Source organism: Xenorhabdus beddingii (assembly GCF_002127545.1).
GTDB classification, from domain to species: domain Bacteria; phylum Pseudomonadota; class Gammaproteobacteria; order Enterobacterales; family Enterobacteriaceae; genus Xenorhabdus; species Xenorhabdus beddingii.
Genome location: NZ_MUBK01000010.1, coordinates 86,133 through 110,949, shown reverse-complemented (window position 1 = coordinate 110,949; position 24,817 = coordinate 86,133). Strand labels below are relative to the sequence as shown.

The window sequence follows — 24,817 nt, the reverse complement described above, 5'->3', positions numbered from 1 at the left end:
ATTTTCTTTTGAGAAAGCACGAATGAGTGATATCACATCGAAACTTGCTGAAAAATTTAAATTATTAAGAGCTTCTAGAGGCTTAAGCCTCAGTCAGGCGGCTAAATTGACAGGGGTCAGTAAGGCGATGCTTGGGCAAATTGAACGCGGTCAATCAAGCCCGACGATTTCGACACTGTGGAAAATCGCGACCGGCTTTAACATCGCTTTTTCAACCTTTCTGGAGGGAGCCGATCCCCAACCTCAGCCGGTCTTACATCGATTTAATGAATTACCGGTCTTTGAACAAAACAATTCGGGTATGCGTGTCACGCCACTCATCCCCTTTGATGATGAGCTTTTCATCGATTTATTGAAAATAGAGCTGGTGCCGGGAGCCTCAAGTGAATCTTCTCCGCATGAATCTGGGGTGATAGAGCATGTTATTGTTATCAGTGGGGAGTTAGATCTGCGTCTTGATGATACTTGGCACAAAATTTCAGCAGGTGAATCCATGCGTTTCCATGCCAATTGCCATCATGCTTATGCTAACTCAGGCGATGATATAACGGTGATCCACAATCTCATTCATTACCCTCGTAACTAGCAATACAAACCGGTAACAAACATGATAAGAATAACGCGCAGCTTAGAAAATAAAGGTGAGCTGTACGAATATGCACTACACCATAATGAGTTGCTACAAGCTGTATTGGCTCAATACTTACCCATAAATTTTTCTTCATTATTTGCCAGACCCGTCAAAAGCAGTGATGGTGCTGTTGAATGGTATAGTGATTTACAAGGTCAGCCGCGACCTTTTGCCCAGCTATCAGGCACTGAACGCGAGAAGATTCGTGCGCAGATCACCCGTCAACTTGCGGCTATTACCCGCCTGCATGGGCAATTGAGTGAGAAAGAGGCCGTCAATACAGACGTTCTTGCACTATTGGCAAAAATCAGCCATTTTCCTGCGGAAGAACAGATTTGGAGTATAGATAATCAACCGGTTATCCTCTGGGGACAGGCTATTCCACCCGCATCACAACCGCTCGCACAACAATTGATCGCACAACAATCGCTCGCAAAACAATCGCTCGCAGCGGGTAACACAAATTCCCCTGATCCTGCCTTACCCGCACAGAGGCGAAAATTTCGCTGGATGTGGTGGCTGTTGTTATTACTGCTTGCGCTGTTATTGCTATGGTTATTGCGAGGTTGTTTGTCACCGACATTTTCTCCGGTCAAGCCGGTCAATCTTCCCGAAGAGATACGGCAACCTGTTGCGGAAACGGCGGTCGTTGAGCCGGTTGATGAAGCCATCGGAAACGCAGTTTTGGAAGAATCTGTTGTAGAGCCAGAGGTGGAGCCGGAGAAGGTAGCGCCAAAGATGCCGCCGAACGTGGCAGTAAAATCGCCTCCCGTCGATGTGAAAAAGCTGTGTCCTGCCCAGCGCAGTCAAAATCAGGCGCCGGAGGTTGTGCTGGTTTTTGATGCTTCAGAATCCATGTTCCTCGGTATCGATGTTACACCACGAGAATTGCAGCGTTGGTTGCAAGGGCTATCGTTCGAAAATGTGGAGAGAGAGCCAAGGCGCATCACGGTGGCAAAACAATCTGCCAAGAAAATCATCGATAAATTGCCTTCTGATATGTCCATTAGTCTTGTGGCGGCATCTGATTGTCAGCGTGTTTTGACTTCCTCCTCATTTACATTCGGGCAGCGACGGGCGTTAAAACGGACGATTGATCGCATTGAACCCGAAGGAAAAACACCGCTGGCACTGGCATTGGAAAAAGCGGGGGCTTTGGTGGATGGGGTGGATCGTGACGCAATGATTTTGTTAATTTCCGATGGAGATGAAACTTGTGGCGGCGACCCTTGTGCCGTGGCTAATGCGCTTAAAAGAAAGAAACCTCGTTTACAGGTTAATGTTGTGGACATCATGAATACGGGAGCGGGAAATTGCATCGCAGAACAGACGGGGGGAAAAGTATTTGCCGCTAATAATGCCAGCCAGTTTACTCAAGTAATAAATCAGGCGATACAGGAATATATCCCTGAGAATTGTAATTAGTAAAAATAAAACATAATAAATTTAATATTGTTTTATATTAACCCCTGTTTTTAGTCGATGTGGTAGTGTAATAAGATCACAGGGGTTTTACTGCTTATTCCGTAGTAGTTACAATAACCTCTCAGGGATCATGATCCGTTTTATCCGTAGCGTGGATTATTCCGTCACATTATGTTTGGGAAGGACCTGTTTTTCTTTCTTCTCCCTGTTAAGTGAAATATACCCAATGGATTTCAATGTGTCGCAGTCAACACAGCGGCAACGTGAAAGACGAAGGGTATAAATACATCAGTGTTGTATTTTCTGATAGCAAGGAACGGTCTATCGTGAAAGAAACTTTTTTACGTGGCGATAAACTCGAAAGTTATCTGCCCATGGGAGAGAATGGCCAGGCTGTTCATCTTTCCGCTCTACAGTTACGAGAAACTTTACGCCTGCGCCAGCTTTCTGAGGTTGCCAATTCATTGGCTATTCCGCAGGTCAATGAGCAGGGCGATCATATCGACTGGTATGCGGGATTTCCCGGTAATGTCGTTCCTTGGTCGGCGGCAACGGATGATGAACGTCAAGCCGCATTGCGGCAACTGGAGGCAAACCAGGCGGCCATTGAACAACTCAGCACACAAATGGTTAACCAAAAGGCCCATGAAATGCGCCTGTTTGGGGCTTTGCTGAGTAAAACCGTTCAGTTTCCTGATCAAGATCATCTCTATTTGGTTGATGGTAAGCCGGTCGTCACCTTTTGGGGATTCGTGAATGCAAAGCAGCAGGCACGCCCGAATCCGCTTGATTGTTTACGTTCATCGCGCCCTGTTGCACCCTCTGTTGTTTCCGATAGGGTTTCAGATCGGGTTTCAGATACGGCTTTAAACGCGCCATCAAAGCCAGTGGTTGAACCCGCCGTTTCAGCCGAACCCAAATCTTCTCCAGCACCTGAGCCAGGGCCACAACGCCGGCGGCTACCCGGCTGGCTATGGCTGTTATTGCCTCTGTTATTGATTTTGCTTGCATTGTTGTTATTGCGTGGCTGTGTACCTGAAATCCCGATTTGGGGAATAACATCCTCCACTGACTCTACGCCTTTACATCGGAATGAAGTGACTTTGAAAGAGGAAGAGGGAACTTCATCACGATTAGCCAGTGATAAACCCGTCAGTGATAATCGGGTCAATGATAAACATTCTCTGCATCCGGTGAATGGCGTGGTTGCACTTAATGGAGCCATAAATCGTGATGGCGTGATAAATCGTGACAACCCGCAACCGTTGAATGCACCTATTGAGCTGGAAACACAGGAACCTCCGACTCCCATGCCTTCCCAGCCCGAGATTAATCTACCTCCGGTATCGGTTGACCCCTCTTCTTCTGCGGATCTGAGCATCCCTGCCACGGCCCTGCAACAGAACCGGGTTGATTTTCTCAATGGTCGCTGGCACGCCGGTGCCGGAATTCAGGATAGTCGTACCGGCAAGCCACTGAGCCTGACTTATCAGATCCATGACGGCAAAGGAGAGATTGAAATGCGGCGTGGTGATGGCATTCGCTGTCAGGCACCGATCAGGGCCGTCATGAATTCTGAGAAGCTACAACTGGATAGCCGTGGCGAGGCAAAATGCACCGATGGTTCCACTTACACCATGCCTGATGTGATTTGCCAACCCGGTAAACAGGGGGTAGCGGAGTGTAAAGGGCGTTATGACGAAAAAACGTTATTTCCTATGTCGATAAAGCGAGAGGCAAATTAACCGCATGCTGGCAACTATTACTGACTTCAAAGAAAAAGTCACCCTGATCCGTGACAGTGGCATTCAGTTTCTGGATTTTGCTTTCGCGTTACCCAAGCACAAAGTGTACGGTGAGTTTCTATTGGCCGGAGAAGATAATCCGGTGATCCGCCTGATCTATAACGAGCGGGACAACAATTTTCTGGTGCCTTCTGCGCCGGGGAATCCGGCCTTTGCAGCAGAATCAGATTACTCATTGTCACTGGTGAAGTCCCTCGAACTTTATCACGATATTTGGCTGCCCCTGCCCTTTTTCCGTTTTAATTCCCCCCGGAGTTTTGCATCAGGGCCGAACAACTGGTCGCGTGTGAAGTTTCATGCACTGGATACGCCGGATGAGCAGGGAAATACCTGGCGAGTGACACTGGCTTTTGATACCAAAGTCTTGCCTGACAGACAGAACACCCAATATTTGGCACCCGATGATGACGATGTGCGCTCTGGCGTAGGTTTTGCGCTGGCAGAGAACCACCACGAAATGGGGGATTTTCTGTTGTTGAAATGGGTGGATGACTGGTTGCGGGAAACCTACACCGAACGCGCCACCGGATTATGGCGCCATTACCCGGAAGATATTGACCTGAGTCTGAGCCAAAAAGAGTATCAGGCACATTATCTCAATTTGGTTAATGCCCTGAACGTCTTATTGAACGTGCCTGAAATCCAGCTTAATGATGTCAGGTTGAAGGATAACCCGATTATTGGCGTTGATCTGGTATTGGACGTGGGCAACTCGCGCAGTTGCGGGATTTTGATTGAAGAACATAACGACGATAACCAAGGCTTATCCCATCATTATCAGTTACAGCTCCGCGATCTGAGTGAACCCCAGTATGTTTACACCGAGCCTTTTGACAGTCGGTTGGAGTTTGCTCAGGCTGAATTTGGCCGGCAGGATTTTTCTGCAAAAAGCGGGCGCAGTGATGCCTTCACCTGGCCAACCATCGGCCGCTTGGGAGAAGAAGCCTTGCGCATGGCGTCACAACGTTTGGGAACCGAAGGGTCAACCGGGCTTTCCAGCCCGAAACGCTATTTGTGGGATGAAGCCCCTTATTCCCCCGGCTGGCGCTTCAGCCGTGCCTTTGTGAAATCGGATCGTGAGCCACAGGCGACAGCGGCACCGATGGCCTACATGATCAACGATAAAGGGGAAGCGCTGTATTCTCTCAAGCCTTCTGAGCGTATGCCGGTCTTCACGCCGAATTATAGCCGCAGCGCCTTAATGACCATGATGTTGTCAGAAGTTCTGGCTCAGGCGCTCATGCAGATTAATAGTCCGGCGCAACGCTTGAAGATGACACATGCCAGCACCCCTCGTCAGTTGAAAAATATCATTCTTACTGTGCCGCCCGCGATGCCAAAACCTGAACGTGTGATTTTTCAGCAGTCAATGATGCAAGCCATCAGGCTGGTGTGGAAAGCCTTGGGCTGGGAAGACCGGGATCAAGGTATTGATGAAAGTGGCCGGGAAGATAAAAACCTTGATCGCAAACGGGCGTTGCCGGAAGTGCATGTTAAATGGGATGAAGCCACTTGTGGTCAGTTGGTTTACCTCTATAACGAAACACAGAATTATTTTGGCGGTCGCAGCGAAGAATTCTTTGCTGCCACGGTGCGCCCTGATAACAAGCTGGCAACGGGCGATGAACGCACATTGAAAATCGCGTCTATCGATATTGGCGGCGGCACCACGGATCTGGTGATTACCCGTTATACCTTGGATGAAGGGAGTGGCAGTAATGTGCGTATTGTACCGACACAGCTATTCCGCGAAGGCTTTAAAGTTGCCGGTGATGATATTTTGTTGGATGTGATCCAGCTTTATTTACAGCCGGCATTCAAGGCGGCGTTACTGAATATTGGTTATCAAGATTCAGATGCAGAAGCGGTCATGTCACGGTTATTTGGCAGTGAAGCGCTGGAAGCCGGTAAACAAGTCCTGCGCCAGCAACTGACGCTACAAATATTTGCGCCGGCGGCACTTGCTATCTTGCACCACTATGAAAACTTCACGCCAGAAGCGGGTGAGCAGGTCATCAGTGCGACGTTCAGTGATCTGCTTCCCCATCCACCGACGGATAAAGTGCGTGAATATGTGGATGATGAAATCAGGCGCAGTTTGCCAACAGGAATGGAAAACACATTCTCTATTCTCAATGTGCCGCTGAACATTAGCTTAATGAAGCTGCATAAGGAGTTTATTGATGCGCGCAATAATCGCATTAATATTTGCCAAAGTCTGCGCTCCTTGAGTGAAGTGCTTTGGCATTATCACTGCGATATGCTGCTGTTAACCGGGCGTCCTTCCCGCTTGCCGGGAATTCAGGCATTGCTTCGCCAGTTACAGCCAGTACCGCCCGCCCGTATTCTGCCGCTGCATGGTTATGAAACGGGAGGTTGGTATCCATTCAATAAGAAAGGATTGATTGAAGATCCGAAATCTACCGCAGCGGTCGGTGCGATGCTGTGCCTGCTGGCGGAAAAATCACGTTTGAGTAATTTCTACTTCCGTACCGCCAATTTCAGGCCCTATTCGACGATCCGTTATTTCGGCATGCTCGACAGTAATAATCTGCTGAAAGACAGTAACGTCTTTTATCGGGATATCGATCTGGATAAATCAGGGTTCCAACTGGATGGTGAACACTATTTCGAAGCGCGTGGGGAAATGCGTCTTGGTTTCCGCCAGCTTGATAATGAGCGCTGGCCGGCAACGCCATTGTATACCCTGAAAATTCCGGGAAGCCGGCTGGCGGCAGCGTTAGCGGGTGATGCGGTCTTGCGCCTGAAATTGGAAGTGGAAGAAGGGCGGGGACGCGAAGCAGAATCGAAGGGCAGTCCGGAAAAATTCCGCATTAGCGAGATGGAGATTGTCGAATCTGAGCAAAACCCGCGTCCTAATGACGTTAGCTTCAAACTGAATACCCTGGTTGGCAGCGGTCTGGGTGAAACACACTATTGGCTCGACAGTGGGAGCATCAAAATCTAATGAATAATCATACTCCCGAACAATTAAAACAAGCATGGCTTGGTGTGGCAGAAGGTGCGGGTCAGGCGATTGAGTGGATTGACGATGCGCGGGGTAACGCACCTCGCCTGAATACGGAAGCCGACCGATTAAAGCTGAAACTGCGCCGTAGCCGGAATACCGCCCAACGGTTGGCGATCGCGGCTACCCGCCCCATGACCATCGGTTTCTTTGGTTTATCTCAAGCCGGAAAATCCTACCTTATTTCTTCGCTGGCTGCGGGTGAAAATGGGCGTTTGGAAACCCAAATGGGCCATCATAAACTCGATTTTATCGAGCACATTAACCCGCCCGGCGGGGGAAAAGAAGCCACCGGGCTTGTGACGCGTTTTAGTCGTCATGCCCGTCAATCCCATCCCGATTGGCCGATTGAATTACAACTGTTCAATGAAGTGGAAATAGCCAAAATTATTGCCAATGCGTTTATTCACGATTTCAATCAGGAGAAAATCGATTGGAATTATGATGAAAAACGCATCAATACTTTGCTGACCACGCTGAATGGCCGCCGTCAGTCACACAAAGTGGCGGGGGTGACGGAAGATGATGTTGTGGCCTTATGGGATTATTTGGTTCGCCATGCGGAAAAAAGCCAAAGCAAAATGGCCCGGCAATACTGGCCAACGGCGGTAGAACTGGCACCTTGGTTATCGATTGATGATCGTGCCCAGTTATTCAGCGAACTGTGGGGGAATATCCGCGAATTCAGCGACGTCTATCGACGCTTGGCTGATACATTACAGCGTTTGGGCGGAGCCAGTGTCGTGAGGGCGCCTCTCAGTGTTCTGGTCACGGAGCAGAATGGTCGTCTGGTGCAGGCCAACAGCATCATGAACGTGGATATGCTGGAGCGCCTGAACAAGCATAACGACTTGCAGGTTGAGGTTTGTCCTGAACTGGTCAACGGGTTGTCAGCCCCGGTCTCCCTTTCTTTGGCGGAACTGACGGCATTGACCGTTGAGCTGCATGTTCCGTTACTCGCTTCTACGCTGGCTTCTGCGCAAACTTCTACGCGAGAAAGTTTGTTGGAAGAGGTCGATTTGCTGGATTTCCCCGGCTATCGGGGGCGTCTTGGCGTGGAATCATTGGATTATTTCCAGAATGCGGCCGAAAGTGAAGACAATAACCCTCTGGCACAGTTAATCCTGCGGGGCAAAGTCGCCTATTTGTTTGAACGTTACACGCTCAATCAAGAGATGAACGTGCTGGTGGTTTGCACCCCTTCGAACGAACAATCCAACGTGAAAGATGTGGGTGGTGTGCTGGATGAATGGATCCGTTATACCCAGGGTGCCGATGCCACCAGTCGGGCCCGTCGCCCATCAGGATTGGTCTGGGCGATCACCAAGTTGGATTTGCGTATCACACAGGAGTTGAACAAATCAGAGGACATGCTGCGCGAAGTCTGGGGACAGGGAGGCATGATCAAAATCACCATGACGGAGCGTTTCGGGCATTTCCCGTGGATGCAGGAATGGCAACCGGGCCGGGCTTTCGATAATACCTTTCTGGTGCGTAAACCCCGTCAGGCCACACCGTTTATCATGATGCAGGCGGACAGTGAGTCAGAATTCAATCAACAAACCGCGCCTAAACTGGCCCTGATGAAAAAAACCTTTCTTGAAGATACGGGTATTCAGCGCCATATCGCCTCGCCCGAAGCGGCATGGGAGGCCATGCTGCAACTCAATGATGGGGGGATGCGTCGGTTGGCAGATTATTTGGGGATCGTCTCACAACGTGAAATTAAACTTGCCCGTATCGCCGAACAGTTAGATGAAACGCGACACGAACTGGTAGCGGGAAATCTGCACGCGTGGTATCAGCCAGAGGGTGCGGAAGAGGTCGCGAAAAAAGAGCGGATCGCGGCGGATATTCTTAAAGCCCTGCAAACCCGTGCCGGAATGCACGGTGAACTGTTGGTGAGTCTCATTCCCCAGCGCAAGGCACTGCAAGAACTGTATATGCAGGAAGCGGAAGCAGAGTTACCTGCGCAAGAGAATAAGGCCGATGAACCGGTCGATTTCTTTGGTATCGGCAGTGACTTTGATCTGTTCAGTGATACTCCGGATGAAGCCGTCTCTGCGCACAGCCACGAGCAAGAGTTTGCCCATCGCGCGATCAAGCTGTGGATCAATGAGCTGCGAACCGTCCCCGAACAGCCGGGAATGGCGAATTTTATCGAACTTCCCCGCCCCATTGTTGAAATGTTGGTCGATGAATTAATCACGGCTATCCAGCGAATGAACGTCGAAAAGGATGTGCTGAAAGTGCTGGAAAACACCGAACAGGCGGGTGTTCGACGGGAAAAAATGATGGAACGTCAGGTTTCCCGTGTCATGCATGTTATGAATGATTTCATCACTTGGCTGGGCTACCAGAACATACCGGATGAGACACGCCCTGAGAGCCGTTTTACCAAAGGGCAGCCTATTTTTGCCCGCCCGGATAAAAAAGATCCCGCCTTGTGGACAGCGGATGAACGGCTGTATCGCCTGACCAACGAAATGCTGAACTATAGCGCCCGGTTTTTCTTTGATTGGCTGGTCGGTCTGGGAGAAGTGATTAAAGAAAATGCCGGCCATTCTGCTGGGCGTGAAATTACAGCCGTCCAGAACGAACGGCTGGGCCGCATTATTCATCGTATTCAAATGTTGTCGGAGTAACGAGTTGTGATTAAACCAGAGCTGAAACCTTATGAGCCGGTAGAACCGGGGTATGCCGTGCTGCGTATTGAAGATTGGCAGGGGGCGACGGAAGGCATCAGTATCTCCATCCAGCGCAATCAGGATCGCTGCTTTTTAGATGAGCAAGGGCAATGGTTCAGCAATGAAGTATGGCTAATGCTCCCTGATTTACAGGCCGTGGAGGGAGCCGTCGAAGCGCGAATTGGTCCGGCATTGGTCGATGCTTTATTGGCGGAGCGTCAGGTGGCATATCGTGTCACCGCGAAAGACGACGATGATCAGCGCAATATGGGCGTGCTGAAAATTGCCGATGGGGTGCTGAGTTCCCTGGCAAAAGGAGATTATGCGCCGAGGGAAAAACAACGCGAACTGCGTGACACGATCCCTCCCACTCAGGTTCCTCCAACCCAGGTTCCTCCAGCCCAAGAACCCGTCGTGCAGCCGGAAGAGTTACCGACGGTTGAAACACCGCCGCTTTCCGCCCCGACATTGCCAGTGGATGAACCGGTTAACGAGCCGATTAATGCGCAAATGAGTGCTCCATCATCAGGGTCGGCAAAAAAATCCAACTCAGGGATGCTGATCACGGCGGCAGGGCTTTTGATTGTGGTCGTTACTGGTGTGCTTTGGTGGTATTGGCAACCCTTGGCCAAACCGGAGCCGGTGATCGTCAGTGCATCGGAAACTGCACCTTGCGCCCGTGAAAATATGGCTAAAAACAGCGGACTGGATTTTGTGAAAAGCTGTTTGCGCAGTCAGCCTTCCGGTCAACAGATATTGGCGGTCATTAATCAGGCCAAAGAAGCCAAACAGTGTGACATCGCCCAGCGTCTTTATGCTTATAAGGCACAGGCGGGTGATACACAAATCGCTTTACGCTATGCCCAAGAATACGATCCCAAAACAGCGACCCGGCAAGGATGTTTTGTTGCGGATGCGCAAACGGCCACTTATTGGTACGAAATCCTGCTCAATCAGGACCCACAAAACAAAGAGGCTAAAGCCCGTTTAGCAGAACTGAAAAAATAGGGTCTGAAAAAATAGGGTCTGAAAAATAGGAATCGCATGATGAAATATCTGAACGGGTTGAAGGCGGGTTTTCCCGCCTTGGTGTTGATGGTATCGGCTGAGGCGGCAGCACAAAAACCGTTGTTGCAGGAAGGGAAACAAACGCTCTATCAGCGCGTACTGACTTATCCGGGCTGTGAATTATCGCCCAACGTGGGTGAACAAGGTCAGGAACAACCTGCCTTTAGTCGTTTTTATGTGTATCAGCGCCAGAAGCAAGGCAACGAAGAATGGTTGCAGGTAGGCCCGGATAGCTACGGACATCCCCGTGGCTGGATGAAATCCAACTGTACGGTAGATTGGAAAATGCAACTGACGCTGGCCTTTACCAACCCTTCCGGGCGCAACCCGATGCTGTTTTTCCGTGACAAAACGGATGTGGAACGCCTCTTGAACAGTCCCAAGCCTGCGACACAATTGCAGCCATTATTGCATGAACTGAAAGCAGGGAAATCGGTTCCTTCGGTGCTGGCGCGTGAACCGGATTACATGATCGATCAGCATAAGCATTTTTATCTGCTGCCGGTATTGGATTCCGATGATATTTTTACCGACACAGGTTATCAGGTTCGGGTACTCAATGTTGCCTCCGTCAGTGAAGCCGGCAAAGGGGGTAAATCGGGACAAAATAAAGGAACGGGTTCTTCTCCCGATAAAGAACATCAAGAAAATAAAGGACATCAAGGAAATAAAGAAAAAAACATGATGAGAGGCTTCTCTGCATCGGTGGTCTTCGTGATTGATTCCACCATTTCAATGGGGCCTTATATTGATCGCACCAAACAAGCCATTGAGAAAGTCTACCAGCAGATTGAAAAAGAAAACCTACTCGGTCAGGTAAAATTTGGTCTGGTGGCTTATCGTTCAAACGTGACGGCGGTTCCCGGTTTGGAATATGACAGCAAAATGTATGTCGATCCCAATACGGTGAAAGATGGAAAAGATTTTCTGGCAAAAGTCCGTGACCTCAAGCCGGCCAAAGTTTCCAGCAGCAAAGTGAATGAAGATGCGTATGCGGGCGTCATGACCGCACTGGATAAAGTGGATTGGACAAAATTTGGTGCCCGTTATGTGATCCTCGTGACGGATGCGGGGGCGCTAGCAGGGGATGACAAATTATCTACCACCCGGTTGGACGCCACACAGGTCCGTTTGGAAGCAACCTATCGCGGTGTGGCACTCTATACACTCCATCTGAAAACACCGGCCGGGCGTAAAAATCACGCTTTTGCTGAGGATCAGTATCGTGAATTAACCCTCAACCCTTTCCTGCACAAGCCACTGTATTACCCGATTAATTCGGGGGATGTGAACAGCTTCGGGACGATGGTTGACAGCCTTGCCAACGCCATCACCGGACAGATTAAAGCGGCATGGAGTGGCAAAGAAACGGTAGGCAGTGCGCTGGGTGCGGACGAATCTTATTCTTCCCATACGGGGAAACAAGCTCCGTTACCGCAGGAGACTTTATTGCGTGATGCTGCCTTATTGGGTCACGCCATGCAGTTGGCCTATCTTGGTGACAAACAGGGAACTCAGGCGCCGCCGGTGTTTAAATCTTGGATCAGTGACCGTGATCTGGTTCAGCAAAACATCCCTGCGACCGAAGTCAAAGTCTTGCTGACCAAGAGCGAATTAAGCAATCTGAGTGAAGTCATGAAGAAGATCGTGAATGCAGCCAATGAAGGGTTAATTTCGCCGGATGATATGTTTGCCAGCCTGCGTTCGCTGGCCGCGACGATGGGCAATGATCCGAAACAGGCAAAGAACAAACAAGCCACCAAACTGGGTGAAATGGGGCTGCTGGGTGAATATATCGACGGATTGCCTTATTTGAGTGAAGTGTTGAGTCTGGATGAAGAGACGTGGAAAAGTTGGGATGGGTTGGAGCAGGAACGCTTTATCCGTCGTTTGAATACCAAACTCCATTATTACCAGCGTTATAACGAAGATGTGGATCGCTGGATTTCACTGGCACCGGATAGCGACCCGCGTGATAACGTCTATCCCGTTCCACTGGAAAACCTGCCATGATGTTGCACATTGAGTCGATGCAGATACAGCGCGGGCAGGCGGAGCAGGGGTTTACTGTCAGCCTGCCGTCGCTGTCGCTTGCAGCGGGGGAAGTAGCGGCCTTAACGGGGCCGAGTGGTTGCGGTAAAAGTACCTTGCTGGAGATGATCGGGGGAATATTACAACCGGATCATCTGTCACGCTATCAATTGGGGACGCCGCCCTGTGATATTGCCACGCCAATTCTGGCAGGAGAAGAACGCCGGCTTGCGGAAATACGGGCGAAAGATCTTGGCTTTGTTTTGCAGCATGGCGGATTGCTCCCTTGGCTCTCCGTGGAACAAAATATTCAATTGCCTCGCAAGATAGCCGGATTGGTGACCCAATCCGATTGGCTGGATACGGCCATTTCGCGCCTGAACATTGAGGGGCTGATGAAGAAAATGCCTTCTCAGCTTTCGATTGGAGAGCGGCAGCGGGTTGCTTTCGCCCGCGCCATTGCCCATCAACCGCAACTGTTATTGGCGGACGAACCCACCGCAGCCCTGGACCCTCACAATGCCGAGAGGCTTTTTAGCCTGATCGTTGAGATGGTCAGCTCACTCAGTTTAGTGGCTGTTATTGTGAGTCACGATTGGCAGCGGGTCACAGATTTTGGTCTTAAACGTTATGCGGCAAAAGTGGATGGAAAAAACAGTGTCTTCACCATCGGTTAAGGGGATCACGGCAAGGCCGCCCCGCTGGCTTTTGCCTCGAATGGCGTTGGCGGATTTGGTTCACGATCGCAAGGTTGCATTCTGCATCATCTTTTCGTTGATTGCCGTTATCACCCCGCTGTTACTGCTGTTTGGCCTGAAAAATGGCATCGTTAACCAGCTTCGCCATACGTTGCTGGAGGATCCACGCACACGCGAAGTCCGTATGCTGGGTAACGGTAACTATGACCGTACTTGGCTGATGCAGCTTGCGGCGCGATCGGATGTCAGTTTTGTCATGCCATTGACGCGCTCCTTGAATACTCAGGCCGATTTGGTCAAGGATCGCCAGCATTTTGTCAGTAACGCTGAAGTTATTCCCACCGCCCAACATGATCCCTTATTGATGAATGCCCGGATACCGCAGAATGCGCAGCAGGTCGTACTGAGTGCCAGTGCGGCGGAACGTTTACAGGTAAAAACAGGGGATAGCGTGCGCTTAGTGATTGCCCGTAAACGGGAGGGGGTGAGTGAACGGACACAGCATACATTCACTGTCATTGATGTGATGGAGGGAGCAAAGTTTTCCCGCCCCGCCGCTTTCGTCACCTTGCCGCTTTTAGTCGCCATGGAAGATTACCGTGATGGTTATCAGGTCGCGTTATTAAATGTCCATGATGGAATGCCTGCCCGTGAACGCAGCACTTTTGCCAAAGCTCGGTTATATGCCAGCAGCATGGATGCGGTAGACGAATTAGCCGACTGGTTACAGCAGCAGAATATTGAAACGGTGACCCAGCAAGCACAGATTGAATCTGTGCGCGCCATTGATCAGGTACTTGGCCTGATTTTTAGTGTTATCGCCTGGATATCGGCTTCAGGTTGTATCGCCTCGCTGGTGGGGGCATTTATGGCAAATATCGATCGCAAAAGAAAAGATATGGCCGTGCTGCGATTGTTGGGTTTTCGTCGTCAGGCGGTCGTGCTGTTTATCTTGATTCAGGCTCTGCTTTTAACTGGCAGCGCCTGGGGCGTGGGTTTACTGCTCTATTTTTGCGCCAGCCAGTTATTTAACCGTGCGCTGGGCGCTTCATTACCTGAAACGGCATTTGTATGCCATTTGGAACCCTGGCATTTATTGATGGCATTATTGGCCGTTTTAGCCGTCGCATTGGGAGTGGCAGCGGTGGGCGCATTACGTGCGTTGAAAATTGAACCTGCGGAGAGTTTACGTGAGATTTAATCATTGTGTGAGTCTGGCATTGTCAGCACTCTTGTTTGGAATGCTTTCACTTTCTGCACATGCGAATTGGGAAGAGAAATACTATAACCCCAAGCCATTGGCGGATGATGTGATATTGCCCATGCCTTGTGGCGGTGCCATGGCCTTTCGCAAAGTCTCCATTCCCCTTAGCCGGCCATTGCAGGATTACAGCATGACATTGGGTGGAGAAGGCAACGATGAATGGGGATATCTGGAACAAGCACGGGCTGAACATATTGCGGGAAGTTTTGCTGAGGGTCAATCTGGCAAGGGGCGTTATTTCCTGATGGCAAAATACGAGCTGACAGAGATGCAATATCAAGCGCTGACGGGTAACTGCCCGACACCCAATATGAAATTGCGTTTACCCAAAGTCAACATGGGTTGGATGGATGCCATGAATCTGGCGAACCAATATAACCTTTGGTTATTGAAAAATCAGCCTAAGGCGTTGCCGGTTGAAGATGGTAAACCCGGCTTCTTGCGCCTGCCGACGGAAACTGAATGGGAATTTGCAACCCGTGGTGGGTTGGCCGTTTCTCCGGCAGAATTTCGCGATCAACGCTTCCCAATGCCAGAAGGATTGACCAGTTATGCCTGGTTCGCCGGTGCTCAATCCGCCAATGGCAAACTTCAACTTACCGGACTGCTTAAGCCCAACCCGCTGGGGCTGCACGATATGCTGGGTAACGCATCAGAAATGATGTTTGAACCTTTTCGCCTAAATAAATTGGATCGTCAACATGGTCAAGCCGGGGGTTATATCGTTAGGGGAGGACATTTCCTGACGCCACAAAGCGATATACGCAGCGCTTTGCGTGGAGAGGAACCTTATTATGTTGGGCAGAGTGATAATAAGAATAAAACCATTGGCTTTCGTTTGGTACTGGTTTCCCCGACATTGACCTCACGGGAGCGCATCAAAGAAATAGCTAAAGAGTGGCAAGCACTAGGCACAGATAACGCTCAGAACAAAGAGAAAAACCCGGCTGATTCCCTCGATAACTTGAGCCACATTTCAGCTCAGGTTCAGGATGCAGCAGTGAAAAAACAGTTGGAAAAGTTGCGGGCTGATCTACGGGCCAATGCACAACTGCGTGATGAACAACGTGATCAGGCCATACGTACTTCCCTGCAACTGGGGGCATTCTTGTGCACCAAATTAAAGGATGATGGGGATTTTTATGATCGGCTGATCGGTTTATATGAAAAAACCTGTCAGGCAGGCAGTGAACTGGATGCGAATTGCGCCCGCCGTCAGACACAGTTGGCGCAGCATAAAAAGACCCTTGATTTTATTGTTAATTATTACGCCGATACCTTGGTGGACATGGGCATAACTTACAATTCAGAGCTTATTGCACCACAAATTCGTGTTGTTCAGCAGCAGATGTCGGCGCGGGGAAAAACGAATTTGAACCGTTATCTCATTACTTACCGGAATAACCTTCAGGGTTATTGGAAGAATGGAAAAGTGGCACGAGACAGTTGGTTGGATGCGTGTAAGAAAAACAACTAATAACAACAAATAACCAATTAAATGACTAAAAAGGATATTCAAAAATGGTACTGAAATCGATTCGTTCTATGGTTTCTTTCTGCATGATTTTTTTGCTGGTTGCCTGCCAAACCCCGCAAGGCCCCTCAGCACAAACGGGGAAGGTGGATTCTCGTTTAACTCAGGATCAGGATGTTGAATTTTTTAATAAATCGGGATGGCAAGCCTGTATAGCCGGTGCTGCGACAGGCGCTCTGGCTTGTGCGCTTGCCAGTGAGCATAAAGCAATATGTATCGCTGCTGCGGCTGTTCTGGGGTGCGGTGTGGGTGTGGGGGCCAATGCTTATCTGGACAGCCAACGTAAAAAGTATGGAACCCGGGAGCAGCTACTGGTTGCCTCAATTAACGACGTTAAAGCAGAAAACCAGCGTATTCAGAATGTGACGGCCACCGCTAAACAGGTTATCGCAGAGGATAAACGGACGCTGGCTAAGATTAAGAAAGATATCGCGATGAAAACGGCGAAAAGAGGCCAGATGCAAAAAGAATTGCAAGGTCTTGATGCCAACATCGCTTATTTACGCTCTACCCTCAAGGAAATGAAGGAACATGAGCAGCAATGGGGTGAAGTTTCTTCTCTGATGGCAAAAGACCGCGTTCGTACCAAAGATCTGGATAAACAAATTGTTCAGATGCGCAGAAACATTGGTTCGTTACAACAAGAGCTAGACAGCCTTTATGAACAACGTACCGCAATTAAAGTAAGCTGATAAGGAGTTTTTATGTGTGGATTAATGATGCGTGGCTTAATCATGTTAGCTGCGGGCATGGTACTCACTGGCTGTGTGACGAATGCAAAAGAGTGTGATCCAACACTGGGTGATATGAGTCTCATTGCAAAATTTAACTGCAATTACTCAGGCACCTGGGATCAGCGTGTGGTGGAAAAAGAGAAAGAATTGCAACACGAACAGGCATTGAACAAAGAGTTCAAAGCCGTTTATGCTGCGATTGAACGTGAGAAAAAAGCGGGTAAAGCGAATTTGGAAAGTAAAAGACGTTCTCAGACCGCATTGCATAAGTCGTTAAATCATTTGCTGAATCAATTGAAAACGAAATCAGTGGGTAAAGCGAACATGGAAAAACAGATTGCTGAATTGGAGGATCGCCTGCGTAATGTGTCAAATCAGCCATCTCAGTCTGAGATGCAAAAACAATTGGAATTACAGCAGTTGCAGAGCCAATTGAATAAACTTCAAAATAGCTTGTTGGTACAGTAACTCAGAATTTCCATGAGTTCGACTGAATATCCAGCCCATTTTTTGCTGATGGTTTAAAGCGCAATGAATGGGCTGGGTGTCGGAGTGATACATCACCACTTGAGTAAAATAACAGTGGCGTGAAATGCCGGGTTACTATCTTATATTAAGATAAAAGTTGGACGGTGATCCCAATCTTCGCCATTTATGATTTTTCCAGTTTGTGGTTCTATAAGTTTAACCTTTAATTCATCGTTGATATAGATATTAACAGAGTGACCTTGATCCTCTTTATTTGTTCCAACGATTATGCCAAGAGCATATCCGAAACGCTCATTACTGATATAGGCTTCTTTACTGGCCTGTGCTTTGTATATATAACAAAAATCATCACAATCAAAAGATTCTTGTCTATATTTGAAATTTTTCAGCTCTGATTGTTTATATATATATTGCGCTGTTCTGTCTGAAATAACGCAATATTTTCTATCCATTATTCTTAATTTATGATATTTGAATGTAATATTTGGCCAGGTCTTCTGGCATAACATTTTTATCAGTTCGCTCTGAATATAATGAATATGTTGGCTAAATAAGCTATATTTTTTATCAGATAAGTATAACCAACTCCATTCACGCTCGTTCTCCACGAGATCGCTGCAAAGATAGATGTCTTTTCCTTTATAATTCCAAATATATTTATATTTATTTACGCCGTCTTCGGTTTTGACATATTCTGCCCTGATTAATATCAGAAATTCTTCTGGCTGAGAATTAGGCGTATCCCAAATTGCCCAATTCAACTCATTTGTCATATCGTTTGAATACAGAAAAAATTTATGGTCATAGTATTTCCCTACCAGACGTTTTGGTACTGTCGGCGCAGGCGTATTCCAATGAATTATCATGATAAAGTCATGATAATTCGTTTCCTCTTGTCCAAAATAGGCGTGTGAATCTCCGACACGTTGAGTAGAATCAATACATAGTATGCGCTTATTTTCATCCCTAATGAGATAGGTAACATATCGATTTATCTTTTTGTTAAATGCGGCCTCATCCGGTGTAATAAGAGCAGCCTCATTGTCTTCTGGAAACAGGTTTTCATTATCATCATTAATATTTTCTGATTCTGAAAGTGTAGATTTATCTGAATCGGATAAGGAGTGAGAGGGGATTATTTTGTCTTCTTTTTCCATAACGTAGTTACCTTATTTTATATTGAATATATCTCTGTGTGGTTACTCTTGGGGATTAAAGCATGAATAATCTATAACTATGGGTAGGAGCCGGAATATTAAGTCTCTCAGAGGCAACCTCTCAATTAGCTAAACGAGAGTTGTTAATGGCGAAGGATGGGTTTTCTGTCGCAAGTCAGAAGGCGATATTTCAGTACTAAAAATGTGGAATGCTTTTTAGGAAAATTATTTTTCTGTAAATCATAAATTAAACTTATTACACGCTATTTTCCCCTTGGCTTTACTTTCCTAAAATCATGATGATGGGTTATCAATAAAATCATTTTTGTTTCTGCTTTATCTATTTTAATGGAAAATTAAAAATAACAAAAACAAAGAAATGTACGGAATTACGCATGGAATTCAACTTGTCACTCAACCTATTTTTTAGTGATTGATATTAATTAGAACACAATAAATAGATTGAGTTATTTTTATAAAAATATTACCAAAAATGATTTCAAGAGCAGACGTCGGTAGAAATTCCGCTGGCGAAATTATCTATGGTTTTAACGACGGCGTTCTTATCAACGAAGATCTTGGTTCCCGCCGTTAGGCTACTCGTAATATTGGTAATATGGCAGAGAAAAGCTGATGCCCCCATACTTAAATTCACGTTGGCGGAATCGGCGCTGAATTTCTGAGACGTTTTATTAAACACCGCTCCCATTTCCAGCGTAAGGTTCAGATGTTTGGTTTTGCCTGCAACATCAATTTTACTGCCCATTTGCCCTGAAATTTCCAGATTTTCACCATCTACGGCACAAGCATCCACTTTCGTTTTGACGCCTGATTTAGTGAATAAATTATTCAGTGGCTTATCAGTGTATAGGGTAATATCAATGGCTGAGGAGATAAGATTATTGTTTTTGTTGGCTTCGTTAATCAGACGCAGTGTATTGCCATCGTGATTAACATCAAGTTCATCAATGGATGATTGCATACCTTTAACTTTTAATGAAGAGGTGGCAGCACATTTGATCGTTAGATTAACGCCTTTTTGCACATTAACGGCAGTGAAGCTCTGAACTTCAATGGTTTTTTCTGCTGCCATTGCTGGATGGAATGTGGCTCCTGAAATTAATGCCACCAAAATTGCTATTTTTCTCATAAAATACCTTTGTTAAGAGTAGGGTTAATGTGCTTAAGGCTTCTAAAATGAAAAAAATACCAGAAAACGTTATTGAATTTCCCTCAGTATGAATTTCATATCTTAAGATAAAATTATTTCGAGTCTATAATCAATTAAGCAAGATGTGACTTCTCAACATATTTCTAAAATAACTGCACCCGATACCGCTATTTAATATATTTATCTTTCATCATGTCTATTGACCTCAAGTTAGCTTTAGGTTTTATAGTGCAAAGTTGCTGTGTCTGTTAACTGACAAAATATCGTTCTGTCGTTTTATTGCATAAAAAAGACAGGGTTTTTGCTTAAGGATCAGGAATATTGATGATGAAACGTTTTATTGAAAACGCACTTGAGAGTAATGGGTTGTGGATTATTGCCCGATTGTTTCTTCTGGTCATTTTTATCGCTTCCGGGCTTGCTAAACTGATTGATTTTGAAGGCAGTCTGGCAGAAATGCGGGCTGCGGGATTGCATCCAGACTGGTTGTTTAATATCGCGTCAGCCGTTGTTTTGATTTCTGGTTCTTTATTGATCTTGTTTGATCGCCTTGTCTGGCTGGGTGCCGGAATGTTAGCTGTTTTCCTCTTTTTGACCATTGTCATTGTCCATACCTTTTGGCATTTCTCAGGTGAGTACGCCAAAATCTCACTCTATTTCGCGCTTGAGCATACCACGGTTATTGGGGGGCTGATTATTACCGCAATTGCCAGCCATTTGAGAAAGAAACGTCAAGCATAAAAATAGCAAACAATACCGTTTGGGTTCAGGCCATACCTGACTGGCTGGGTCATGCAACCTATTCATCATGCAGGGCAATAATGGATTCAATTTCTATGTGTAAGTCCGGATGAATAAGATTTGAGACTTCAACCAGAGAACAGGCGGGTAAATGGCCTTCATAAAATTCAAACAGTAATGGACGAATAGCCGGAAGCTGGCTGATATCCTTAATGAAAATGGTGAATTTTACCAGATCAGACTGATGCCGTTTTTCCTGATTAAGTATTGACGTAATCTGTTGGAGAATGGCAACAGCTTGTGATTCAACATTAAGATGTTGTGCTGCTGTGCCAAAAGCGGTTAAACCTGAAATATATAACAGACCATGATGTTTGGTGGCATGTACATAAGGGCCTTTGACTTGAGGTAAGTTGTCATAATTCATTCGAATAACCAAAATAAACTCCTTATCGAGAGCCTATTTGGATAGGCTCTTTTCTGATGGGATCAAATAGTATCTGTTTTAAAATCCTGTACGATCTCGGTTAAATTTAAAGAGAAATAATACTGAGTGTGTTCATATTCAAAATGCTTCTTGTATGAATCATGGTCAATAAATTTTTCCCACATGATAAATGAGTGTGGATTTTCGCTGGATTGCTGGATGAAAAATATTTCACAGCCTGGTTCTAAAAGGGTCTTTTGTTGTAGGGTTTTTAGTTCGTTGACGACGATAGTGAGATCTGCATTTGCGTTGGCTCTAATTTCTGCTGTGACAAAATATCCATTTTTATACATGGGTTGTGGCCTTAATATTTTTAGTTATCGAAAAGTATTATAAATACGCTATATTCAATTGCGAGAGTTAATGTAACGCAAAATGGAATGTTTAATAAAGTGATGATTTTTATTGTTGATTGTTTTATCATGAAAACAGTTGGCGATTTTTTATGAAATAAAAATCACAGGGCAACCATTATCGATATTTCCTATATCTACCTCGCTCGATAATGAATGATTTTTAGACTATGCAATATGCAAAATTTATTTTGAATTACAGTTCTATTGCATGAAATTATGCCAATATTGGAACATTTTCCTAACGACATAATTTTATATCTTTAACATATTTATTGGGTGCACTCCATGATGATTTATAACAGACAGAATAACCTAATTTCTTAAACTTATGGTCAAAATACCAAGATATAGGTACACTCAAAATTAAGAAAAAAATACAAAATGACAGTAAAATTTTAATTGCTAAGTCATTCAGTTTTGGCTGTTTTGCAATAACACTATAATAGATAGCATTAATACAAAAATAAAAAAGAAAAGGAGAAGAAAAGAAAAAAGCAAATGATTTCCAAGAAAGTATAATTTCATCTCCCATCTTAATGATTGATATAAAATCCTCAATAACAAAAAAAACAGCAATAGCCACAATAAAAAACATGAATGATGCACTTATTATAACTACAATCCTATTTTTATTATCCACGCCAAGATCTCCCTAATTCGCTGAGAACTTTATCAGGGTGAGATGCATAATTTACTCTTCTTTTTTTTGCATATTCTATTGCACTCTCTCGCATATATTCTATAAGATTTTTTCTTATTTCAAATTTATTATCAAGGCGATATAATATAATCGCAACTCCAACCCCCAAAAAAAATATACCACAAGATACCGCAAGGACATAAGCACCACCTGCCAAATAAGCACCAGCAATAGCCTTTGCTCCAAACCCAGCCAAAACTGAAACGGCAGTTTTGGCTACATCCATGGTAATATTTCCAAAAAAATCATAAAGATCATATTCATTTTTAAACCATAATTCAACAAATCTATAAGCAGCACCAACAATAATACAGTATCTTGCTCCAGTAATTATACCATTTTTTATTCCTTGTGAACCTATGCCCATATCTATCATTTTAAAGTTATTCACACCATATTTTGCAGCCGTTAAATAGTTTCTAACGCCAGTTCGGCCTGTTAACTTTATGCTTCTATTTCCATATTTATCGACATATTCTTTAGCCTTAACACCAAAATAACTACTGAGTTCATCTATTATTTTCTTCAAACCATAACCATCAATAATATTACCAGTGAACGACGAGGCAATATCTGTACATGCAAAAGTAGCATCTTTCCATGATGCATTTGGTTTAGGTACGCATAGATTCTTCACAGCATCAAGAGCCTCTTCTAATGTCAATACAACAAAAAGTTCTAAATTTTTTTCCAATTGATCCGTCATTTGTTCAATCGCTTGGGAAGTATTTAGCCAAGGCTTTAATATACCATCTGCCTCATCTATTTGCACAACACCACCTAAATGAAAATTCAATAATTCATTTTTTCTTTTAATATCCATTCAAAACCTCATTCAATAAAATCATAATCTCAATGTTTTAATTTTTCTTTCTCAAATTTTAATGATAAAACTCTGCCATCCGAAACACGCATATTTACTCCATCTGTCTGAGTCGATGATAATAATTGAAAACAGAACATCATCATCACTGCCAGCTTATCTTCTGATCTCGCCGGGTTATCAATCAATAGATCACTTATTTGCTGCATCAATGCTTCTCTCTCATCCATACGGCACCCCCATTTTTCATTAAGAATTAGAATATAACATCTTTATATAAAAAATCACCACATCAATCACATAATAATAACCCATTGAATATAGCTTAAAATCAAGGGCTAATCATCACATAAGTAACAATGGTAACTGTAAAGCCGATATTCTGTATCTTTATTTGGCGGCTTTATTTCGACGAAGATACCCACCTATTTGTGAGTGTTTGCTCTTTTTAGACCGTTTTTGAAAATGAAAAAATTTCTGATAAAAATAATTCATAGTTTCAAATAAACGGAAGTTCCCCTATTGCTACGGTTAAATGATTCCATCAAAAATTGTGATATTTATCACGATGATTAATTCGTTAATTAGGTTCGGGATAACGGATTATAACAATAACTAATTGGTAATCATTGTTATTATAACCAAGGAGGATGTTTTCTTTTTTAAGGATAAAAATGACAATCTAACAAAAGGGAGATCAAAAAGATTTTTTTGCCTTGACGCGTCCATCACAATTATTTTTAATGTGTTAGGTTATACCCCTCAGGCTTAGTGCTTAAGTCCACATCATTTAAATAATAAACTAGGATGGTAATCTTTATGTCATATATGATTTATTTATCGTTAAAGGGTAAGAAGCAAGGTTTAATATCAGCGGGGTGTTCAACGCCCGATTCCATAGGAAACCGCTATCAACATGGGCACGAAGATCAGATACAGGTACTCAGCCTGAATCACACCATCATGCGTCAACAAAATGTCAGCCATCAACCAATACAATTCATCAAACCTATCGATAAGTCCTCCCCTTTATTAGCAATGGCGATAGATTCAAATGAATCGCTGAATGGCGTCTTTATTTTTCACAGAACCAGCCAAGCGGGTCAGTTAGAACTATTTTATGAAGTCAAAATTACAGAAGCAACAATTTCTGAGATTTCTTGTACTTATCCACACTCTATAAATGATTTTGATGCCATGCCCTATGAAAGAATTGTACTCAACTACAAATCCATTTCATGGAACCATGTAACAGCGGGAACATCAGCCTATAGCATATGGGAAGATAGAGTTTATTAAACAAAAAAATTAAGCATATATTACATATATGCTTAATCGCATAATTTTTTTGTTTTTTACATATTTATTTGGCGCCAATCTCACCCTTCTAATATTTATACAACACCGCCCATTCTTAATGATTATGATTTAAGAGCATATGCTTAAATTTCTCAATGGCAGTTTCCTGCTTATCGAAATTGATAAAATATAAGGATTGCCATTTTTGTGTCTGGATGGCCTGCTTTGAGGTAGGGGATACCCAGGTCGGATAGACCCGAATGGCCCTTTTGCCTTCTTGAGTTTGCGTTGAAAAAACGCCTTTTTTTATCAGGATATGTGAATCAAACAGAAAAATGCCTTTCTGATTTTCTGAAACCGTCGCGATTAAGCAGAAATCAATATTATCGCTGTATTCAAAAGGCATGATTGCTGAATCTGGAGTCGGTCTTTTCCAAAGGGTAACAAATTGCCCTTGTTTATTGGGTGTTGTTTTAGCTTGACGAAAGACGATTGATTTACTGTCCAGTTGAAACCGCATAGCACAATAATCACGGCTTTCTGTTTCGTGATGGGGAGTGGAGTCAAACTGGAATGCTGAAGGAAGTAGAAGATATTCTTTAATTTCGCGGAAAATATTGGGTAAATTTTCTGTATTTGGTTTTAATGATGACAATTTATACTCCTTTCCTGATACGAAAACGTGTCAG

At 45.0% G+C, this 24,817-nt stretch carries 22 protein-coding genes; 14 read left to right on the top strand and 8 right to left on the bottom strand.

Translation table 11 applies throughout. The features are described 5' to 3' along the window. The first annotated feature begins 22 nt into the window (after window positions 1-22). The 12 genes from Xbed_RS07940 to Xbed_RS07885 all read left to right on the top strand — a co-directional run bounded on the left by Xbed_RS07940 (window position 23) and on the right by Xbed_RS07885 (window position 17,373). On the top strand, window positions 23-586 hold the full coding sequence (locus Xbed_RS07940; protein ID WP_086112384.1) for a helix-turn-helix domain-containing protein: 564 nt from the start codon (window positions 23-25) through the stop codon (window positions 584-586). Between the two features lie 21 nt (window positions 587-607). Further along, complete coding sequence (locus tag Xbed_RS07935; protein ID WP_086112383.1) at window positions 608-2,056, top strand: VWA domain-containing protein; 1,449 nt, start codon at window positions 608-610, stop codon at window positions 2,054-2,056. Window positions 2,057-2,292: 236 nt separating this feature from the next. Further along, complete coding sequence (locus Xbed_RS07930; protein WP_244182437.1) at window positions 2,293-3,801, top strand: SrfA family protein; 1,509 nt, start codon at window positions 2,293-2,295, stop codon at window positions 3,799-3,801. A 4-nt stretch (window positions 3,802-3,805) separates the two neighbouring features. Then, the gene (locus Xbed_RS07925) at window positions 3,806-6,829 is read left to right on the top strand and encodes a virulence factor SrfB (protein WP_086112382.1); all 3,024 of its coding nucleotides are present in this window, start codon (window positions 3,806-3,808) and stop codon (window positions 6,827-6,829) included. Beyond that, on the top strand, window positions 6,829-9,534 hold the full coding sequence (locus Xbed_RS07920) for a putative virulence factor (RefSeq protein ID WP_086112381.1): 2,706 nt from the start codon (window positions 6,829-6,831) through the stop codon (window positions 9,532-9,534). The genes Xbed_RS07925 and Xbed_RS07920 overlap by 1 nt, the downstream gene beginning before the upstream one ends. A 6-nt stretch (window positions 9,535-9,540) precedes the next feature. Continuing rightward, entirely contained in the window at window positions 9,541-10,584 is a 1,044-nt protein-coding gene (locus tag Xbed_RS07915) for a hypothetical protein (protein WP_086112380.1), read from the top strand. A 39-nt stretch (window positions 10,585-10,623) separates the two neighbouring features. Then, window positions 10,624-12,657, top strand: a complete 2,034-nt coding sequence (locus Xbed_RS07910) for a vWA domain-containing protein (protein WP_139837469.1) — start codon at window positions 10,624-10,626, stop codon at window positions 12,655-12,657. Then, on the top strand, window positions 12,654-13,352 hold the full coding sequence (locus Xbed_RS07905; protein ID WP_244182435.1) for an ABC transporter ATP-binding protein: 699 nt from the start codon (window positions 12,654-12,656) through the stop codon (window positions 13,350-13,352). Before Xbed_RS07910 ends, Xbed_RS07905 begins: the two co-directional genes overlap by 4 nt. Beyond that, window positions 13,333-14,574 carry an ABC transporter permease gene (locus Xbed_RS07900; protein ID WP_244182434.1) on the top strand — a complete coding sequence of 414 codons (1,242 nt, stop codon included), beginning with the start codon at window positions 13,333-13,335 and terminating at the stop codon, window positions 14,572-14,574. Before Xbed_RS07905 ends, Xbed_RS07900 begins: the two co-directional genes overlap by 20 nt. Next, window positions 14,564-16,114 (top strand): SUMF1/EgtB/PvdO family nonheme iron enzyme, encoded by a 1,551-nt coding sequence (locus Xbed_RS07895; protein ID WP_244182433.1) that lies wholly within the window; start codon window positions 14,564-14,566, stop codon window positions 16,112-16,114. The genes Xbed_RS07900 and Xbed_RS07895 overlap by 11 nt, the downstream gene beginning before the upstream one ends. 44 nt (window positions 16,115-16,158) lie before the next feature. Next, a complete protein-coding gene (locus Xbed_RS07890) occupies window positions 16,159-16,863 on the top strand; it encodes a hypothetical protein (protein WP_086112378.1) in 705 nt (234 codons plus the stop codon). Between the two features lie 12 nt (window positions 16,864-16,875). Then, window positions 16,876-17,373 (top strand): hypothetical protein, encoded by a 498-nt coding sequence (locus Xbed_RS07885; RefSeq protein WP_244182432.1) that lies wholly within the window; start codon window positions 16,876-16,878, stop codon window positions 17,371-17,373. Between the two features lie 140 nt (window positions 17,374-17,513). Here Xbed_RS07885 and Xbed_RS07880 read toward each other — a convergent pair whose 3' ends face one another. Next, window positions 17,514-18,551 carry a lectin MOA-related protein gene (locus Xbed_RS07880; RefSeq protein ID WP_086112377.1) on the bottom strand — a complete coding sequence of 346 codons (1,038 nt, stop codon included), beginning with the start codon at window positions 18,549-18,551 and terminating at the stop codon, window positions 17,514-17,516. Window positions 18,552-19,050: 499 nt separating this feature from the next. Further along, on the bottom strand, window positions 19,051-19,701 hold the full coding sequence (locus Xbed_RS07875; RefSeq protein ID WP_086112376.1) for a GIN domain-containing protein: 651 nt from the start codon (window positions 19,699-19,701) through the stop codon (window positions 19,051-19,053). A 348-nt stretch (window positions 19,702-20,049) separates the two neighbouring features. Between Xbed_RS07875 and Xbed_RS07870 the strand changes: the two genes are divergently transcribed. Then, entirely contained in the window at window positions 20,050-20,463 is a 414-nt protein-coding gene (locus Xbed_RS07870; RefSeq protein ID WP_086112398.1) for a DoxX family protein, read from the top strand. A gap of 58 nt (window positions 20,464-20,521) precedes the next feature. Here Xbed_RS07870 and Xbed_RS07865 read toward each other — a convergent pair whose 3' ends face one another. From Xbed_RS07865 to Xbed_RS07845, 5 genes are all read right to left on the bottom strand, one after another. Continuing rightward, the gene (locus Xbed_RS07865) at window positions 20,522-20,902 is read right to left on the bottom strand and encodes a RidA family protein (protein WP_086112375.1); all 381 of its coding nucleotides are present in this window, start codon (window positions 20,900-20,902) and stop codon (window positions 20,522-20,524) included. A 50-nt stretch (window positions 20,903-20,952) separates the two neighbouring features. Continuing rightward, window positions 20,953-21,243, bottom strand: coding sequence for a putative quinol monooxygenase (locus Xbed_RS07860; RefSeq protein WP_086112374.1), 291 nt, complete (start codon window positions 21,241-21,243; stop codon window positions 20,953-20,955). A 301-nt stretch (window positions 21,244-21,544) separates the two neighbouring features. Continuing rightward, on the bottom strand, window positions 21,545-21,946 hold the full coding sequence (locus tag Xbed_RS07855) for a DUF1240 domain-containing protein (RefSeq protein WP_139837468.1): 402 nt from the start codon (window positions 21,944-21,946) through the stop codon (window positions 21,545-21,547). After that, window positions 21,939-22,829 (bottom strand): hypothetical protein, encoded by an 891-nt coding sequence (locus Xbed_RS07850; protein ID WP_086112372.1) that lies wholly within the window; start codon window positions 22,827-22,829, stop codon window positions 21,939-21,941. Before Xbed_RS07850 ends, Xbed_RS07855 begins: the two co-directional genes overlap by 8 nt. Before the next feature lie 29 nt (window positions 22,830-22,858). After that, window positions 22,859-23,059: a hypothetical protein gene (locus Xbed_RS07845; RefSeq protein ID WP_244182431.1), complete on the bottom strand. Its 201-nt coding sequence runs from the start codon at window positions 23,057-23,059 to the stop codon at window positions 22,859-22,861. A gap of 589 nt (window positions 23,060-23,648) precedes the next feature. Here Xbed_RS07845 and Xbed_RS07840 point away from each other — a divergent pair. After that, entirely contained in the window at window positions 23,649-24,128 is a 480-nt protein-coding gene (locus tag Xbed_RS07840) for an Hcp family type VI secretion system effector (protein WP_086112371.1), read from the top strand. A 115-nt stretch (window positions 24,129-24,243) separates the two neighbouring features. Here Xbed_RS07840 and Xbed_RS07835 read toward each other — a convergent pair whose 3' ends face one another. Next, entirely contained in the window at window positions 24,244-24,783 is a 540-nt protein-coding gene (locus Xbed_RS07835) for a MepB family protein (RefSeq protein WP_086112370.1), read from the bottom strand. Window positions 24,784-24,817 lie beyond the last annotated feature (34 nt).

Coding starts and splice junctions, on each gene's coding strand:
- Xbed_RS07850 (WP_086112372.1), bottom strand. CDS start 22,829: ATGGATATTAAAAGAAAAAATGAATTATTGAATTTTCATTTAGGTGGT.
- Xbed_RS07845 (WP_244182431.1), bottom strand. CDS start 23,059: ATGGATGAGAGAGAAGCATTGATGCAGCAAATAAGTGATCTATTGATT.
- Xbed_RS07925 (WP_086112382.1), top strand. CDS start 3,806: ATGCTGGCAACTATTACTGACTTCAAAGAAAAAGTCACCCTGATCCGT.
- Xbed_RS07940 (WP_086112384.1), top strand. CDS start 23: ATGAGTGATATCACATCGAAACTTGCTGAAAAATTTAAATTATTAAGA.
- Xbed_RS07890 (WP_086112378.1), top strand. CDS start 16,159: ATGGTACTGAAATCGATTCGTTCTATGGTTTCTTTCTGCATGATTTTT.
- Xbed_RS07885 (WP_244182432.1), top strand. CDS start 16,876: ATGTGTGGATTAATGATGCGTGGCTTAATCATGTTAGCTGCGGGCATG.
- Xbed_RS07930 (WP_244182437.1), top strand. CDS start 2,293: ATGTGTCGCAGTCAACACAGCGGCAACGTGAAAGACGAAGGGTATAAA.
- Xbed_RS07860 (WP_086112374.1), bottom strand. CDS start 21,243: ATGTATAAAAATGGATATTTTGTCACAGCAGAAATTAGAGCCAACGCA.
- Xbed_RS07905 (WP_244182435.1), top strand. CDS start 12,654: ATGATGTTGCACATTGAGTCGATGCAGATACAGCGCGGGCAGGCGGAG.
- Xbed_RS07910 (WP_139837469.1), top strand. CDS start 10,624: ATGAAATATCTGAACGGGTTGAAGGCGGGTTTTCCCGCCTTGGTGTTG.
- Xbed_RS07875 (WP_086112376.1), bottom strand. CDS start 19,701: ATGAGAAAAATAGCAATTTTGGTGGCATTAATTTCAGGAGCCACATTC.
- Xbed_RS07880 (WP_086112377.1), bottom strand. CDS start 18,551: ATGGAAAAAGAAGACAAAATAATCCCCTCTCACTCCTTATCCGATTCA.
- Xbed_RS07920 (WP_086112381.1), top strand. CDS start 6,829: ATGAATAATCATACTCCCGAACAATTAAAACAAGCATGGCTTGGTGTG.
- Xbed_RS07935 (WP_086112383.1), top strand. CDS start 608: ATGATAAGAATAACGCGCAGCTTAGAAAATAAAGGTGAGCTGTACGAA.
- Xbed_RS07840 (WP_086112371.1), top strand. CDS start 23,649: ATGTCATATATGATTTATTTATCGTTAAAGGGTAAGAAGCAAGGTTTA.
- Xbed_RS07870 (WP_086112398.1), top strand. CDS start 20,050: ATGAAACGTTTTATTGAAAACGCACTTGAGAGTAATGGGTTGTGGATT.